14 protein-coding genes are annotated in these 16,450 nt (G+C 42.8%); all 14 read right to left on the bottom strand.

From position 1 onward, the window contains the following. Window positions 1–2: 2 nt before the first annotated feature. Window positions 3–1,163 (bottom strand): trypsin-like peptidase domain-containing protein, encoded by a 1,161-nt coding sequence (locus DW019_RS00810; RefSeq protein ID WP_181974889.1) that lies wholly within the window; start codon window positions 1,161–1,163, stop codon window positions 3–5. A gap of 111 nt (window positions 1,164–1,274) precedes the next feature. Next, a complete protein-coding gene (gene pheA, locus DW019_RS00805; protein WP_118442181.1) occupies window positions 1,275–2,408 on the bottom strand; it encodes a prephenate dehydratase in 1,134 nt (377 codons plus the stop codon). Continuing rightward, window positions 2,405–3,226, bottom strand: a complete 822-nt coding sequence (gene folK, locus DW019_RS00800; RefSeq protein ID WP_118442180.1) for a 2-amino-4-hydroxy-6-hydroxymethyldihydropteridine diphosphokinase — start codon at window positions 3,224–3,226, stop codon at window positions 2,405–2,407. Before folK ends, pheA begins: the two co-directional genes overlap by 4 nt. 2 nt (window positions 3,227–3,228) lie before the next feature. Then, window positions 3,229–4,038: a dihydropteroate synthase gene (gene folP / locus DW019_RS00795; protein WP_117477695.1), complete on the bottom strand. Its 810-nt coding sequence runs from the start codon at window positions 4,036–4,038 to the stop codon at window positions 3,229–3,231. Between the two features lie 17 nt (window positions 4,039–4,055). After that, on the bottom strand, window positions 4,056–4,610 hold the full coding sequence (folE, locus tag DW019_RS00790) for a GTP cyclohydrolase I FolE (protein WP_022378048.1): 555 nt from the start codon (window positions 4,608–4,610) through the stop codon (window positions 4,056–4,058). Between the two features lie 95 nt (window positions 4,611–4,705). Next, on the bottom strand, window positions 4,706–5,203 hold the full coding sequence (gene ybaK / locus DW019_RS00785) for a Cys-tRNA(Pro) deacylase (RefSeq protein ID WP_117477694.1): 498 nt from the start codon (window positions 5,201–5,203) through the stop codon (window positions 4,706–4,708). Window positions 5,204–5,230: 27 nt separating this feature from the next. Then, window positions 5,231–6,517, bottom strand: coding sequence for a folylpolyglutamate synthase/dihydrofolate synthase family protein (locus DW019_RS00780; protein WP_118442179.1), 1,287 nt, complete (start codon window positions 6,515–6,517; stop codon window positions 5,231–5,233). Window positions 6,518–6,536: 19 nt separating this feature from the next. Continuing rightward, on the bottom strand, window positions 6,537–6,971 hold the full coding sequence (locus DW019_RS00775; protein WP_117477692.1) for a hypothetical protein: 435 nt from the start codon (window positions 6,969–6,971) through the stop codon (window positions 6,537–6,539). A 151-nt stretch (window positions 6,972–7,122) separates the two neighbouring features. After that, window positions 7,123–9,528 (bottom strand): glycoside hydrolase family 43 protein, encoded by a 2,406-nt coding sequence (locus tag DW019_RS00770; protein WP_182430991.1) that lies wholly within the window; start codon window positions 9,526–9,528, stop codon window positions 7,123–7,125. A gap of 100 nt (window positions 9,529–9,628) precedes the next feature. Next, window positions 9,629–10,795, bottom strand: coding sequence for a phosphoglycerate dehydrogenase (locus DW019_RS00765; protein ID WP_022378053.1), 1,167 nt, complete (start codon window positions 10,793–10,795; stop codon window positions 9,629–9,631). Further along, window positions 10,795–11,877: a 3-phosphoserine/phosphohydroxythreonine transaminase gene (gene serC / locus DW019_RS00760; RefSeq protein WP_117477689.1), complete on the bottom strand. Its 1,083-nt coding sequence runs from the start codon at window positions 11,875–11,877 to the stop codon at window positions 10,795–10,797. The genes DW019_RS00765 and serC overlap by 1 nt, the downstream gene beginning before the upstream one ends. A gap of 28 nt (window positions 11,878–11,905) precedes the next feature. Further along, window positions 11,906–13,594: a biosynthetic-type acetolactate synthase large subunit gene (ilvB, locus tag DW019_RS00755; protein WP_022378055.1), complete on the bottom strand. Its 1,689-nt coding sequence runs from the start codon at window positions 13,592–13,594 to the stop codon at window positions 11,906–11,908. A 51-nt stretch (window positions 13,595–13,645) separates the two neighbouring features. Then, window positions 13,646–15,304 carry a dihydroxy-acid dehydratase gene (gene ilvD, locus DW019_RS00750; RefSeq protein ID WP_022378056.1) on the bottom strand — a complete coding sequence of 553 codons (1,659 nt, stop codon included), beginning with the start codon at window positions 15,302–15,304 and terminating at the stop codon, window positions 13,646–13,648. A gap of 12 nt (window positions 15,305–15,316) precedes the next feature. Next, on the bottom strand, window positions 15,317–16,402 hold the full coding sequence (gene leuB, locus DW019_RS00745; protein ID WP_022378057.1) for a 3-isopropylmalate dehydrogenase: 1,086 nt from the start codon (window positions 16,400–16,402) through the stop codon (window positions 15,317–15,319). Window positions 16,403–16,450 lie beyond the last annotated feature (48 nt).

Below are 16,450 nucleotides of genomic sequence, written 5' to 3'. Positions count from 1 at the left end.
CATTAGTTCTGTTTTTTACCAAACGTAACAGAAAATGTCTTTTCCTGATAGGATGAACCGGAAGCAATTTTTACAGTGACTTTACCCTGTGTTCCTGCCTCACACTTTGAAAGTTTTTCCTGCAACTGGGAAAGTGTTTTCACGGTCGTTCCATTTAATTTGGTAATAATATATCCTTTCTGCAATCCTGCTTTCTCTGCCGGTGAACCAGCTGAAACTTCTGAAATGTAAATTCCCTGCGGAATTCCATATGCCTGCTCGTATTCGCTTGTCACATCACGGCCGGTAATACCCAGATAAGCCTGATTGTTTGCTGCCACTTCTTTTTGATTCATTAACTCTTCTAAGATTGGCTCTGCAGTTGCCATCGGAATCGCAAATCCCATTCCCTCTACTTCCTCAGAAGCAAATTTTGAGGAATTGATAGCAATCACTTCGCCTTTGCTATTTACTAATGCACCGCCGCTGTTTCCCGGATTAATTGCTGCGTCTGTCTGAATCAATTTTACACTTGCGCTGTCTTCGGCGTCAATCTCACGGTCCTTTGCACTAATATAACCGACCGTAACACTCGTTCCATAGCCAAGGGCATTGCCAATTGCAATTGCCTGTTCGCCGACTTTCGTCTTTTTACTGTCGCCAATCGTAGCAATTTTTATATTCTTCTTTGTCGAATCCGACAATTTACTCATATCCACTTCTACAACAGCTAAATCCGTTGATGAATCCGTTCCTTTTACAGTAGCACTCACTTTGCTCCCATCGTTAAAAATAATGGTAACTGAAGTGGCTCCTTCGACAACATGATTGTTTGTCGCAATGTACATTTTGTTATCTTTTTGAGCAATGATAATACCGGATGCACTTCCGGTTCCTTCACTCGTCTGTGCGCCAAACGGCGTATTGGTTGTAGTCTGTGCCGTAACATCAATTGCCACAATCGACGGAAGCACCTGCTCCGAAATCGATGAAACATCGGATGTCGATGTACTCTGGTTTGTCGTCACCGTAGTCGTTGCCAGTTTCGCAGAGGCACTATCTTTCACCGTCTCATTCTGGCTAACTAACACATTCTTTCCAATCATTTCCGCTCCCTGAAAAGCGGTTCCAGCGGCTGTTCCAAATAACACAGCAGCTGCTAATATTTTAGCAAATTTTTTCATATTCGCACACATCCTTTCGTCTTTGTTGCTCTTATCATAATATGAAAATGTGTGCGGTTTTTGTTCGCTTTTTGTATGAATTGTGTGTTCTTTTTGACGAAAGTGTGTCTTTTATGCCTCAAAGTTGCCAAGCACACGCATAAAGGCAGATTCCTCTTTCACACCGCGAAGTGCATTCTGCACAGCCGCATCGTCTAAGTTTCCCTCCACATCAACAAAGAAGCGGTATTCCCAGTTTCGTCCCGGAATCGGACGCGACTCAATTTGTGTCATGTTCAAATCGTTATAAAGAAAATGGGACAAAATTCGGTACAGTGTACCACTCTGATGCGGTAGTTCAATGCACAGTGCGAGTTTATTGCTCTCTTTTGTGTAAACTTCTTTTGGTCCGATAATAATAAATCTCGTACAATTGTTCTTCTCCTGCTGAATGGAATCGGCAACAATTTCAAGTCCATATTCTTTGGCTGCACGCCGGCTTGCAATCGCCGCCTGCGTCTTATCTTTATCCTGCGCCACCTTCTTGGCTGCTGCTGCCGTTGAACCATATTCCACACCTTCAAAGAGAGGATGTTCCTTCATAAATTTACGGCTCTGCAACAATCCCTGCGGATGGGAAAATACCGTCCGAATATCTTCTAACTTTGTACCGGGAAGTGCTAAAAGGCACTGGTCAATTTTCATCACGTATTCGCCGACAATGGCGTTTTTATAATTCAACAATAAATCATAATTCGTGCTGATACCGCCCGTCGAAGAATTTTCAATTGGCAGGACACCGTAATCTGCCTGTCCGTTTTCAACAGCTTCCATTACGCCCTGAAAACTCTGACAGCTGATCCCCTGTACCGCCTCACCAAACACGTCTTCCATCGCCTGCTGTGTATGGGTGCCCGGCACGCCAAAATAATATACTTTTGCCTGTTCTTTATCAAACGCTTTTTCTGTTTTTTCAAAATCCGTGATATCATCCGTATGCGTCAGAACACCATACTGGTATTTGCGGCTGATGGACATAATCTGACTGAACAGCTCACGAACCGCACGCTCATTGAATTTACCATGACATATTTTCGAAAGACTGTCTAACTTCTGTTCCTCGCGTTCTTTGTCAAATACCGCTTTTCCGGTCTCCATCTTATATTTGGCGACCTCATTGGCAACTTTCATGCGTTCTTCAAACAGTTTGACAATCTGACTGTCAATCTCATCAATCTGCTTTCTTGAAACTTGTAAATCAATCATTTATGTTCCTCCAAATCCTCTAACAGCATACTGACACTCTTACCAAGCACCGGATGTTTTACATACGGAGCAATCTCAGAAAGCGGCTCTAAAACAAACTGTCTTTTATGCATTTCCGAATGTGGTATCGTAAGCGTCTCTGTGTGCATGACACAGTCTCCATACAAAAGAATATCCAAATCAATCGTTCTTGGTCCCCAGTGAATCTTTCTCTCACGTTTTCCCTTCTTCTCAATTTCATGACAGACAGAAAGTAATGCATCCGGCGTCAAAAGTGTCTCAAACCCAATTGCCGCGTTTAAAAATTTATCCTGATCCGTATAACCATATGGCTCCGTTTCAATGATTTCTGAAACCTTTATCTCACGGATTGTCTCTACTTTTTTTAATTCTTCAATCGCCGCCTCTAAATAAGCTTTTCGATCTCCCATATTGGATCCAATCGACAAATATGCCGTTTCCCATCCGCGCGTAATGCTTACACTCACCGTATCCAGAGGAAGTAAAATCGGTGCCCATGGTTTCTTAATCTCTACTTCTACTTTTTTTACAAGGGGAAACTTTAGCAAAATCTTTTTTGCCAGCTGCTCCGCTGCTGCCTCAATCAGACGGTACGTTTCCTTTTCCATCTGCTCTTTAACAAGATAAGAAACTTCTGCATAATTTACCGAATCCGCCAAATTATCACTTTCCCCTGCTGCCCTCGTATCCGTATAAAGAGCAAGAGAAACCAAAAACTTCTGTCCAAGTACATTTTCCTCTTTCATGACACCATGGTGTCCATAGATTTCTAAATCGCGGATTTTAATTACATCCATGACTAGTTCTCCCTTCTGATGGCATCTGTCATGCGAAGGGCACGTACATTTTTCTGCACATCATGCACACGGAAGAACTCGCAGCCTTTCATCGCTCCGATTACACTTGTCGCAATCGTTCCCTCTTCGCGCTCATCAACCGGCAAATCCAATGTAAGTCCAATCACACTTTTTCTCGATGTACCAAGCAATACCGGATATCCCATCGCTCTAATTTCTTCCAAGCGGTTGATAATGGTCAAATTCTGCTCTCTTGTCTTTGCGAAACCAACCCCTGGGTCAAGCATGATTTTCTCTTTCTTTACTCCATACTTCTCAGCAAGAGAAAGAGAGATTTCCAAATCTTTTTTTACGTCATCCATAAAGTCGTTATATTCCATCGTCTCACGGTTGTGCATTAAGCAGACACAGACATCATACTCAGCTGCCAGTTTGGCACAGCGCTCATCATAACGAAATCCCCAGATATCATTTAACAAATCTGCCCCGGCAGAAAGTGCCGCCTTTGCAACTGCACTTTTATAGGTGTCAATTGAAACCGGCACATCAAACCTTTTTTTCAATGCTTCAATAACCGGCACAACACGGCGGATTTCTTCTTCATCGCCAATCTGAACATGACCGGGTCTTGTCGATTCACCGCCGACATCTAAGATATCCGCTCCTTCTTCTACCATTTTGTCCGCCTGCTTAAGTGCACGCTCTATATCGTTATATTTTCCACCATCTGAAAAAGAGTCCGGTGTCACATTTAAAATGCCCATCACATATGATTTCTCCCCCAAAGGGAACTCACGGTTTCCTATTTTCATCTTCTTTCATCCTCTCTCTATCCGGCAATCATCTGCATAAACATCTGTGCCAGGTTTTTATCTTTTTCAAATTCTCCTTTTAACGCATACGTCATTGTCTGTGTACCGGGCTTTTGCACCCCGCGCATCGTCATACACATATGCTCTGCCTCAATCATAACCATAACGCCTTTTGGCTGCAGCGACTGCATAACGGCATCTGCAATCTGCTCCGTCAGCTGTTCCTGTATTTGGGCACGTCTGGCAAATACTTCTACCGTTCTTGCCAACTTACTAAGTCCGACTACTTTACCATCCGGTATATACCCAATATGGACTTTGCCATAAAAAGGAAGAAAATGATGTTCACACACCGAATAAAATGTAATATCTTTTTCCACTACCATGTTTCCGGTATCCGCATGAAATGTACGTGACAAATGTTTTTCTGCATCCTGTTCATAGCCGCCAAATAACTGCTCACACATGTTTGCAATCCGCTTTGGTGTCTCTGCTAACCCCTCTCTCGTACAATCTTCGCCAATGCCTTCCAAAAATAACTGTACTGCCTTTTCTATTTTCTTATGATCCATAACCGGCACCTCTCAATCTCCTTGCCATTCACTCCATAACCTTTCCCATTGTACCACACGAAACCGTCTTTTAACAAGGGCAGCAGCCAATATTTTTACTTGTTCTCATGAAAAACAATATCTGCCATTTCACCGTCCACTGCCTTCACCAAATCATCCGGTGAAAGAAGAATCTGGGAACCAAGTCTTCCCCCACTGACAATTACTGTATCCCATTCTTTCGCAGATTCATGAATAACGGTACGATATTTCTTTTTCATGCCAATGGATGTACAGCCGCCCCTGATATAACCGGTAACTGCCTGAATGTCTTTAACGTGAACCATCGCAAGCGATTTTTCCCCGACAACATGTGCCGCCTTTTTTAAATCGACCTCTTTGTCTACCGGCAGAACAAAGACATAATATTCTTTGCTTTTTCCCTGCATAACAAGCGTCTTAAACGACTGTGCATACGGCTGTCCTAATCGGTCCGCAATGTGCATGCCATCCACAAACTCATCGCACTCATATGTCTTTACCTCAAACGGTATTTTAAGTTTTTCCAAAATACGCATCGCATTCGTTTTTACTTCTTTTTCTTTTTTTGCCATAATTTCCATCTCTTTTCTAATTTACTGCTAGTTCTTCCAGCGGAGTTCTCCTAATAGGGATAATGAGCCAAACATCACAATAGCATCCCCGCTCTCACACTTTATAATTGCCTTTTTTAAGCCCTTTTCCACAGAGTCTGCGGATTCTGCCGGCACATCCTTTTCTCTCTCCCATACCGCCTTTAAATCGGCTGCAGGCAGACCCCTTGTCCCCGGTGCAGGCACCGCTACGATATCGGTTAAGAGCGGACTCATAATCGAAACAATTTTTTCATATTCCTTATCACGAAAGACACCCATCACGCCATGTATCTTTCTGCCCTTTAATAACTCTTTTAATGAATCAGCTAATGCTCTTGCTCCGCTTTCGTTGTGAGCACCATCCACATAAATCAACGGGTCTGTACATACCCGCTCCAGCCGTCCGCGCCAGTACGCCTCTTTTACACCTACCATAATCCGCTCCGGCTCGAGTGGAAATTCTTCTTTGAGACTCCTGCAGACGCCAATTGCCAAACTGGCATTTTTCATCTGATAAATACCGGTCATTCCGGTGCGGTAATTTTCTCCACAGTAGGAAAAGACACATCCATTTTCATCCATCGAAAGAAGGCTCATATCCTCTTCTGACACTTCCGTTAATTCTGCCTGCTTTTTCTGGCACACAGAAGTAATCACAGCCCTTGCTGCAGGTTCTGTCTGAAAACTGATGACCTTTCCTTTTGCTTTGATGATACCGGCTTTCTCTCCGGCAATTTCTGCAATCGTATCACCTAACCACGCCATATGGTCAAGACCAACCGGCGTAATAACCGAGGCAAGCACATGAGAAACCACATTTGTGGCATCCTCACGCCCCCCCATACCGGCCTCTAAAATAACCACCCGGCACTGCCATCTGCAAAACGCCAAAAAGGAGACTGCCGTCTCCAATTCAAATGTGGTCGGATGCTGCCACCCATCTTTCACCATCGCCTCTGCTGCCTCAGCCACTTCGCCAATCAGCTCCGTAAGCAAATCCTTATCAATGTAGTGGACACCATCCATATCTTCATACTGAATACATTCCTCATAACAAAATACCGTTGGCGATACATAACGTCCGGTCAGATAGCCGTTTACTCCAAAAATACTGCTTAAATACGCCGCCGTAGAACCTTTTCCATTGGTTCCTGCAATGTGGATAATCTTCAAGTCATCCTGCGGATTCCCCAAACGCCTGCATAATTCCCGCATGCAGGAAAGTCCCGGACGTATACCGGCTTTTGACGCCTCTTTAATATACTGTCTCGCCTCATCATAAGTCATCTTCATCGTGTTCTCATCCTTTATCTTATTTAAATCTCATCTGACCTTTCTGCTTGTCAATAGCACCGTCTGCCACCGCATTATAAACACCTTTTTCACCGGATGCTTTTCCTGCCATGCGGCTCTGGCAGAGATTACAGTATTTGCCACTTCGGATTGGCACACCACAGGATAAGCAGAAAGCAACCTTATTCGTTGGATCCTCCACGACTTCCACTCGCCCGTCCCGCAGAAATTCCTGTATTTTATGCCGGCTCACACCGGTCTCTCTCGAAATCGTAATTGCATTGCTCGGACCATATGTGTTAATAAAACGCTTCACCTTTCCAAAATCTGTGAGGTACTCTTCCCCACAGGACTCGCAGACATAACAGCCACCGCCCTTATACATCATATGTCCGGAACATTTATCGCAAACGGTGACTGTTTCTTTCGCAAAAACATTTTTTCTCTCTTTCATACCAATCATCCTCTCCTAACGCTATATTTCCCTTTTGTATTTGATTACTAATACTATATCACAACTAACCCTTTTCGGCAAAGAAAAACTGCGAATTGAAAACGTTCTCTTTTTCCAACTCGCAGTTTATAAAAATATCTATGCTTCTATTTTACGGTTCCTGTGGCTCTTCCTCTTTCGAGAACATCCAAGTATCCACTAAAATACCCTTTACACTAAACTTAAAGAAAACTTTATGCTTTCCTATTACGGTTTTAGTAAGTTTGGTCTTAAAATACTGATAATCCTTATTCGCATTTACTGTGATTTCACCAACTTTTTTGTTACTTGCAATTTTGTCAATATAAACAGAGATTGTTCCCTCTGCTGCATCATTTGTTGCACTGGCAATGCTCATCATTACTGATTTTGCACCATCACTGCCAAAATCAACACCTTCTAATCCAACATAATCACCTTTGTCAATGGAAGAAAGAACACGATTATTTCTTCCATCATTTTTCTCAGGTCCAACAATCGTTGATGTTCCATCTGACCATGCAAAAGTCTCTGCTTCCACTACATCATATGGGTTAAAACTTCCAACCTGAGACACTCCCTCATTTGTCATAGAAGAAGTCAAATCACCATTTTCATCCATGGTAACTAAATCCACACCAGTAGTACGATACCCCTGTGTAATTCCCAAATCGGCTGCCAGCTTCTGTGAATGATAGAACATATAAATTTTATCTCCTACTTGAAGCATGCAGTGGTGATTATTATTTTTATCATTACTTGGCAAACCGGTAAAATAAGATGTTGGGTTTTTCAAAACAACCTTTGCCTCGGACCATGGTCCCATCGGTGAATCCGAAACCATGTAAGCAATATTCGCTATACCAAGTTCATTTGTCGTCGGCCGTTTCTTGGCACCATCCCAGTTTGTACAATAGCTATAATAATATTTACCGTTAAATTTATTAATTCCGGAATCCTCAAATGGTGCCGGTGCATCGATAACAACCGGATCCTCTTTAAGACTTATCATGTCATCTCCAAGTTTTACGACACGAATACATTTTGGATGTTCACGGTCAGTTGCTTCACCAATTCCACCAAAATACAAATATCCCTGTCCATCATCATCGACAAATACAGCCGGGTCAAATAACCATGGCACTTCACTTCCGCCGCAGTTTGGAGTATTTCTACTGATTAACTGCTTGCCAATTGGGTCACGCCATGGACCAGTCGGGCTATCTCCCTCCAACACACCAATTCCGCTTCCGTTGTCAGCAAAGTAAATAAAGAACTTGTCTTTGCCGTCAATGTTTTTATAGCATACCGCAGGTGCCCAGCTATTCTTTGACCAAGTTGCCGGACCTTTCTTTCCTGCCACCTGAATAATACCCTCATCACGCCAGTTTACCATATCAGCAGAAGAATAACAGTTTAACGTATTGATATTGGAATAATTGTTATTTGGAATCTTGCCATCTTCACCAATTCTCATGGACTGGCTGTCATTTGTACCATATACATAAACGCGTCCATTATATTCAATTGCATACGGATCCGCCATAAATCGCTGCGCCGCAATCGGGTTATTATTTCCTACTTCTTTTATCGCTTCAGTCAAGCCGTCTGTGTTTACATTTTCCAAGTTTTCTGCTCCTAATTTAAATGAAATAGATTTAATATTAAAAGTAACTTCATCATTCTGTTTTGTTCCAAGGAATAACCAGTCTGCTTTTCCTGACGGATTTTGTTCTGTCAAATCAATCGTAATCTTGTCACTGAATTCATTTGGATATACCCAGCTGTCCAGATTGTTATGGTCAATAAAGTACTCGCCATCTTTATTTCCAAAGCTCAAGCGAAAGCCTGCTGATGCACTTCCCTCAATCGTAATACTTTTAACTTTATTAAGGTTTAATGGACTCTCAAAAGCTATTGCATAATATTTCCATCCTGCCTCTACTGTTACACTGCCATCACTGTTTAGTGTATAAGTAGCTCTTGTATCTGCATCCGTTGGTTTCACTTGGTCACCTTCCATTTTAAAAATATTTGGGTCCGGCGTTGGCGTTGGTACACTTGTCGGTGTAGCCGTCGGTTTTAAAGGTGTAGCCGTTGGCGTAGCATTTGTCGCCTGCGACGGCGACGGCGACGGCGACGATACTGCCGTATTTGGTTTTGTCTGTGGCTTTGAAGGTGTAACAGCTTTCACTGCTTTAACCGTCACTTTCACCTTTCCAATTACCTTTGTCTTTTTCTTCTTTTTCTCTTTTACCGTAATTACCGCATTACCCTTTTTCTTTGCTGTTACAACACCGGATTTACTAACCGAAGCAACTGCTTTTTTACTACTCTTAAACGTGTACTTTGCTTTCTTTACTTTTCCGGAAATTGCAATTTTCTTTTTCTTTCCTACTTTTAATGATATTTTCTTTGTTTTGAGTTTTGCCTTTTTTGCCGCCTTTGCTACATTGCTGTCAGGAAGTGATATTCCTGTACAAACAAGAGCAAGTGCTGTTGCAAGCGAAAGAACTCTTTTTGTTTTTTTCTGTAACATAAAAAATACCTCCTTCTTTTTTATCTGCTTAAATTGTAGCAAATAGAAGGAGATATTTCCATGATATGTCATGCACTGTTTTTGATATTTCCAGCACTTTTTATTTAATCACACGAACGCGGATAACACCGTCAAGTGCCTCTAATTCTTTTACCACTTCATCGGTCGAATCAGAGCAGATATCAAGAATTGTATACGCAAAGTTTCCACGGCTCTTATTTACCATGTTTTCGATATTGACACCATCTTTGGAGAACAATGTCGTAAACTGGCTCAACATATTCGGTACATTCTTATGAGCAATCGTGATACGTCCTGCTGTCTGGCATACACCGGCGTCGCAGTTTGGATAGTTCACAGAATTTTTGATGTTACCATTTTCCATGAAATCGCGAATCTCACTGACTGCCATTTTCGCACAGTTGTCCTCAGACTCCTGTGTAGAAGCACCAAGATGAGGTGTTACGGTTGTATTTGGCAGCTTTACTGTTGTCGGATTTGGGAAATCAACAACGTATTTTGCTACTTTACCGGACTCCAGTGCCACTTTGATGTCGTCTTCGTTCACCAGTGTATCACGGGAGAAGTTAAGAAGAACAACACCGTCTTTCATCTTGTCAAATGCCTCTTTGTTAAACATTCCCTTGGTGGAATCCAAAAGCGGAACATGTACGGTAAGGTAATCACACATCTCATACAATTCCTCATTTGTTTTTACCATCGTTACATCGCGGGACATGTTAAGTGCATGCTCAACGGACAAATAAGGATCACATCCGTAAACATCCATACCGAGACGGTTTGCCGCATTGGCAACTAATACACCAATTGCACCAAGACCGATAATGCCCAATTTCTTGCCTTTAATTTCTGTTCCGGCGAATGCTTTCTTTGCTTTTTCTCCGGATTTTGCAATATTCTCATCGTCTTTGTTATCCTGACACCATTTGATACCACCTGTGATATCACGGGCAGCCAATAAAAGGGAAGCAATCACTAACTCTTTTACACCATTTGCATTTGCACCCGGTGTATTAAAGACAACAATACCTTTTTCTGCGCATGCATCAAGCGGAATGTTATTTACACCGGCACCTGCACGGGCAACGGCTAACAAAGATTTCGGTAAATCCATGTCGTGCATACCGGCACTGCGAACCAAAATGGCTTCTGCTTCATTTGTATTTTCCGTAATCTCGTAGTTATCTCCCAACATATCCAGACCGCAGGCTGCAATCGGATTTAAGCAGTTTACTTTGATACTCATTATGCATTCTCCTCCTCAAACTTCTTCATAAACTCAACCAATTTCTCAACACCCTCTTTTGGCATTGCATTGTAAATGCTGGCACGCATACCACCAACGGTACGGTGTCCTTTCAAGTTTTCAAATCCAGCTGCTTTTGCTTCTGCAACAAATTTTGCATCCAAATCTTTATCTCCTGTTACAAATGGTACATTCATCAAAGAACGGTCTTCTTTGCGTACGGTTCCTTTGAACAGTTTGGAAGAATCTAAGAAATCATACAAAACTTTTGCTTTTTCGATGTTTCTCTTCTGCATCTCTTTCAAGCCGCCCATTTTCTTAATCCATTTAAATACTTTGCCGCAAATGTAAATACCGTAAGCAGGCGGTGTATTGTAAAGAGACTGTGCATCGGCATGAATCTTGTACTGAAGCATCGTAGGAACTTTCTCATCCACTTCATCCGGAATCAAATCCTCACGGATAATTACAATAACAACACCGGCAGGTCCGATGTTCTTCTGAACACCACCGTAGATAACGCCGTATTTGCTGACATCTACAGGTTCTGACAAAAAGCAGGAAGACACATCTGCTACCAATGTCTTTCCTTTGGTATTTGGCAGTGTTTTATATTTTGTACCATAAATGGTATTGTTCTCACAAATATAAACATAATCTGCATCCTCATCAATCGGAAGGTCGGAACAATCCGGAATATAGGAAAATGTCTCATCCTCAGAAGAAGCAATTTTAACTGCTTTTCCATATTTGCAAGCCTCATTATAAGCTTTCTTTGCCCACTGGCCGGTTACGATGTAATCAGCCACGCCGTTTTTCATAAGATTCATCGGAATCATGGCAAACTGCTGGGAAGCGCCGCCCTGAAGGAACAATACTTTGTAATTGTCCGGAATTTCCATCAAATCTCTCAAATCCTGCTCAGCATCTTTGATAATTTTATCATATGCTGCGGAACGATGGCTCATCTCCATAACGGACATTCCTGTTCCCTGATAATCAAGCATCTCATCTGCTGCCTCTTTTAATACCTCTTCCGGCAATACGGCCGGTCCTGCTGAAAAGTTATACACTCTAGCCACTGTTATATCCTCCTTACATAACTGTTAATTAATTCTGAATGCGATTCTCCTGATCTTTCTCATCAAAAGAATCTTCAATCGCTGCTCCCGGAGCAACCATTGGCCATACCTTGTCATCCTGGTTGATTACGACTTCAATCACAACCGGTACCTCTGCTGACAATGCAGTCTTAATCGCATCGTCAATCTCCTCTTTTTTCGTTACACGGATTGCTTTTGCACCCATTGCTTCTGATACTTTGCAATAGTCTACTTTATCTTCCAAAATGGTCTGAGAATATCTCTTACCATAAAACAAGGTCTGCCACTGTCTTACCATGCCAAGTGCATGGTTATTAAATACTACTTCAATAATCGGAATATTATATCTTGTTGCTGTCGCAATCTCATTCATGTTCATGCGGAAACATCCGTCTCCTGCGATGTTAATAACCGGTGTGTCAGGCACTCCGACTTTCGCACCGATACAGGCACCAAGACCATATCCCATCGTACCCATTCCGCCGGACGTAATAAAATGTCTCGGAGAGCGGTATTTATAATACTGTGCCGCCCACATCTGGTGCTGGCCGACATCAGTCGTAATAATAGCTTCGTTATCGGTAAGTTCACTGATTCGCTCAATCACATAAGGTCCTGTAAGAGCATCCGTGTGATAAGAAAGCGGCAAAGCTTCTTTTCTCGCCATAACCTTATCAACCCAAGCCTTATGATAGTGCTGCTCCAATTTGCGGTTTAAGATTTCCAAAACTGCCTTTAAATCACCGATAATGGAATAATCCACCGGAATATTTTTATTAATTTCAGCCGGATCAATATCAATATGAACAATTTCTGCACGGTTTGCAAATTTCTTTGCATTTCCCGTAACACGGTCTGAAAATCTGGCACCTAATACAATCAATAAGTCACATTCGGTTACACTTAAGTTTGCTGTCTTTGTACCATGCATACCAAGCATTCCTGTATAATATGGGTCTGTGCCGTCAAATGCACCTTTTCCCATCAAAGTATCCGTTACCGGAGCGTCTACCTTATAGACAAATTCTTTTAATTCTTTCTCTGCGCCGGAAATTACGGCACCACCGCCGACAAAAATCATTGGTCTCTGCGATTTTTTAATTGCATTGACTACACTTTCGATATCTTTTTCATCAATCGTGTCAACCTGTCTCTGAATCAATTCCGGTGTCTGTGGTGTAAAATCGGTCACTGCAGCCGTTACATCCTTTGTTACATCCACCAAAACAGGACCCGGACGACCGGTCTGTGCAATCTTAAAGGCACGGCGCATAACCGCAGCCAAATCCTTTACATCTTTTACAATAAAACTATGTTTCGTAATCGGCATTGTGACACCGGCAATATCAACCTCCTGGAAGGAATCTTTTCCAAGCATCGGAAGTGTAACATTACAGGTAATCGCAACCATCGGTACAGAATCCATATATGCCGTTGCAATACCGGTAACTAAGTTCGTTGCTCCCGGTCCGCTCGTTGCCATACACACGCCAACTTTTCCTGTTGCTCTGGCATAACCGTCTGCCGCATGGGAAGCTCCCTGCTCATGAGAGGTAAGCACGTGACGGATTCTATCCTGATAACGATATAATTCATCGTACACGTTTAAAATAGAACCTCCCGGATAACCAAAGATGGTATCTACGCCCTGCTCAAGCAGACATTCAATCATAATCTGTGACCCATTTATTTGCATACCTTGCACCTCTTTCTTTTCGTCTGTTTCCCTATTCTCACACGCATCGTATTATTTCAAAATTGCTCCTGTGCTGCCACTTGTTACCATATTGGCATAACGACGTAAGTAACCGCTTGTCACTTTCGGCTCTCGTGGCTGCCAGTTTTTGCGTCTCTTCTCCATCTCTTCATCTGAAACATCTACCATCAAAGTATTTTCCGGAATGTTAATCTTAATGATGTCTCCTTCTTCTACAAGAGCAATCGGACCACCAACCGCTGCTTCCGGTGAAACATGTCCAATCGAAGCACCACGGGAAGCTCCTGAGAAACGTCCATCCGTAATCAAAGCAACGGAAGAGCCAAGTCCCATACCGGCAATTGCAGAAGTTGGATTGAGCATCTCTCTCATACCCGGACCACCCTTTGGTCCCTCATAGCGGATAACAACAACATCTCCTGCAACAATTTTACCGCCCTTGATAGCAGCAATTGCATCTTCCTCGCAGTCAAAGACACGCGCCGGACCTTCATGAACCATCATTTCCGGTACTACGGCAGAACGTTTTACAACGCCGGAATCCGGTGCCAAGTTACCTTTCAAAACGGCGATGCCACCAGTTTCACTGTATGGATTATCAATTGGACGAATCACTTCCGGATTACGGTTTACTACATGTTCAATGTTCTCACCTACTGTCTTTCCGGTCACAGTCATAAGGTCTGTATAAAGAAGCCCCTTCTTATTCAGCTCATTCATTACCGCATAAACACCGCCTGCCTCATTCAACTGTTCCATATAGGTGTGCCCTGCCGGTGCCAGATGACAAAGGTTAGGTGTCTTTGCACTAATTTCATTGGCAATATCAAGATTCAGTTTTACGCCTGCTTCATGAGCAATTGCCGGCAGATGAAGCATCGTATTGGTCGAACATCCAAGTGCCATATCAACTGTCATCGCATTTAAAAATGCTTTCTCACACATAATGTCACGTGGACGGATATTTTTCTTATACATTTCCATAACCTGCATACCGGCATGTTTTGCCAGTTTGATTCGGTCGGAATATACAGCCGGAATTGTACCATTGCCCTGAAGTCCCATACCAATTGCCTCGGTCAGACAGTTCATGGAGTTTGCTGTATACATACCGGAGCAAGAACCACAAGTCGGGCAGGCATGGCTGACATAATCATCCACCTGCTCTTCGGTCATTTTGCCTGCCGCATGAGCACCAACTGCCTCAAACATACTTGAAAGAGAAGTTCTCTGTCCCTGCACATGGCCGGCTAACATTGGACCACCGCTGACAAATACGGTTGGAATATTCACACGTGCCGCAGCCATCAAAAGACCCGGTACGTTTTTATCACAGTTTGGCACCATTACCATCGCATCAAAAGCATGTGCAAGTGCCATACACTCGGTTGAATCCGCAATCAAGTCACGGGTTACCAAAGAATATTTCATTCCCACATGTCCCATCGCAATACCATCACAAACGGCAATTGCCGGGAATACAATTGGTGTACCACCTGCCATAGCGACACCAAGTTTTGCTGCCTCTACAATTTTATCCAGATTCATATGACCCGGAACAATTTCATTATAAGAGCTGACAATAGCTACAAGCGGCTTTTCCAGCTCTTCTTTTGTCAAACCAAGCGCATTAAACAAAGAACGCTGTGGTGCTGTCTGCATTCCTTTTTTTACTGAATCACTTTTCATCTTGTCGTCCTCCTATTCAATCTCTGCAGCAATGGCATCGCCCATTTCTTTTGTACCAAGCAGAGTCTTACCTTCATCCATAATATCAATCGTACGCATTCCTTTTTTGAGTACAGTCTTGACGGCATTTTCAACCGCATCTGCTTCTTTGGAAAGTCCAAAGGAATAACGTAGTAACATAGCTGCCGATAAAATCGTCGCAATCGGATTTGCCTTATTTTGTCCTGCGATATCCGGTGCTGACCCGTGACTTGGCTCATACATACCAAAGGTTCCCTCACCTAAACTTGCAGAAGAAAGCATTCCTAAAGAACCGGTTACCATACTTGCCTCATCCGACAAAATATCGCCAAACATATTCTCTGTCAAAATGACATCAAACTGTTTTGGATCTCTTACAATCTGCATTGCACAGTTGTCAACCAGCATATTTGTCAATGTCACTTCCGGATAATCCTTGCTGACTTCCTCGACGACTTTGCTCCAAAGTCTGGAAGAATCCAATACGTTTGCTTTATCAACACTGCAGACTTTTTTATTTCTCTTCATCGCAATCTCAAACGCCTGAATGGCAATTCTGCGAATCTCATTTTCATCATATTTTAAAGTGTCCACTGCGGTGCGCACGCCATCAATTTCTTTGGTATAGCGTTCACCGAAGTAAAGACCACCCGTCAACTCACGGGCAAAGATAAAATCAAAACCACCTTCTACAATTTCTTCCTTCAACGGACAAGCGCCGCTCAATTCTTCAAACAGAATTGCCGGACGAAGGTTGCAGAATAAGCCAAGTCCCTTACGAATTTTCAAAAGACCTGCTTCCGGTCTTTTTTCCGGTGGCAATTCATACCAGCTGTCCACTCCGACTCGTCCACCGACCGCACCAAGCAAAATCGAATCACTTTTTCTTGCACGCTCTAAGGTTTCATCTGTCAAAGGCTCGCCGTATGCGTCAATGGAACAGCCGCCCATCAACAATTCTTCGTATTCAAATGTGTGCCCATATGTATCTGCCACTTTATTCAATACCTTTTTAGCTTCTGCCACAATTTCAGGTCCGATTCCGTCTCCGGGAATCACTGCAATATGGTAGTTCATTCTCTCTCTCATCTCCATTTCGTTTCATAAAAGGGTAAACTTCCCCTC

This window comes from Clostridium sp. AF37-5, assembly GCF_003477605.1.
GTDB lineage: Bacteria > Bacillota > Clostridia > Lachnospirales > Lachnospiraceae > Eubacterium_F.
This window is presented reverse-complemented; position numbering and strand designations above follow the sequence as displayed.

Excerpts from the sequence above, each read along its gene's own strand:
- DW019_RS00810 (WP_181974889.1), bottom strand. The coding sequence starts at position 1,163 with ATGAAAAAATTTGCTAAAATATTAGCAGCTGCTGTGTTATTTGGAACA.
- pheA (WP_118442181.1), bottom strand. The coding sequence starts at position 2,408 with ATGATTGATTTACAAGTTTCAAGAAAGCAGATTGATGAGATTGACAGT.
- folK (WP_118442180.1), bottom strand. The coding sequence starts at position 3,226 with ATGGATGTAATTAAAATCCGCGATTTAGAAATCTATGGACACCATGGT.
- folP (WP_117477695.1), bottom strand. The coding sequence starts at position 4,038 with ATGAAAATAGGAAACCGTGAGTTCCCTTTGGGGGAGAAATCATATGTG.
- folE (WP_022378048.1), bottom strand. The coding sequence starts at position 4,610 with ATGGATCATAAGAAAATAGAAAAGGCAGTACAGTTATTTTTGGAAGGC.
- ybaK (WP_117477694.1), bottom strand. The coding sequence starts at position 5,203 with ATGGCAAAAAAAGAAAAAGAAGTAAAAACGAATGCGATGCGTATTTTG.
- DW019_RS00780 (WP_118442179.1), bottom strand. The coding sequence starts at position 6,517 with ATGAAGATGACTTATGATGAGGCGAGACAGTATATTAAAGAGGCGTCA.
- DW019_RS00775 (WP_117477692.1), bottom strand. The coding sequence starts at position 6,971 with ATGAAAGAGAGAAAAAATGTTTTTGCGAAAGAAACAGTCACCGTTTGC.
- DW019_RS00770 (WP_182430991.1), bottom strand. The coding sequence starts at position 9,528 with ATGTTACAGAAAAAAACAAAAAGAGTTCTTTCGCTTGCAACAGCACTT.
- DW019_RS00765 (WP_022378053.1), bottom strand. The coding sequence starts at position 10,795 with ATGAGTATCAAAGTAAACTGCTTAAATCCGATTGCAGCCTGCGGTCTG.
- ilvB (WP_022378055.1), bottom strand. The coding sequence starts at position 13,594 with ATGCAAATAAATGGGTCACAGATTATGATTGAATGTCTGCTTGAGCAG.
- ilvD (WP_022378056.1), bottom strand. The coding sequence starts at position 15,304 with ATGAAAAGTGATTCAGTAAAAAAAGGAATGCAGACAGCACCACAGCGT.
- leuB (WP_022378057.1), bottom strand. The coding sequence starts at position 16,402 with ATGAACTACCATATTGCAGTGATTCCCGGAGACGGAATCGGACCTGAA.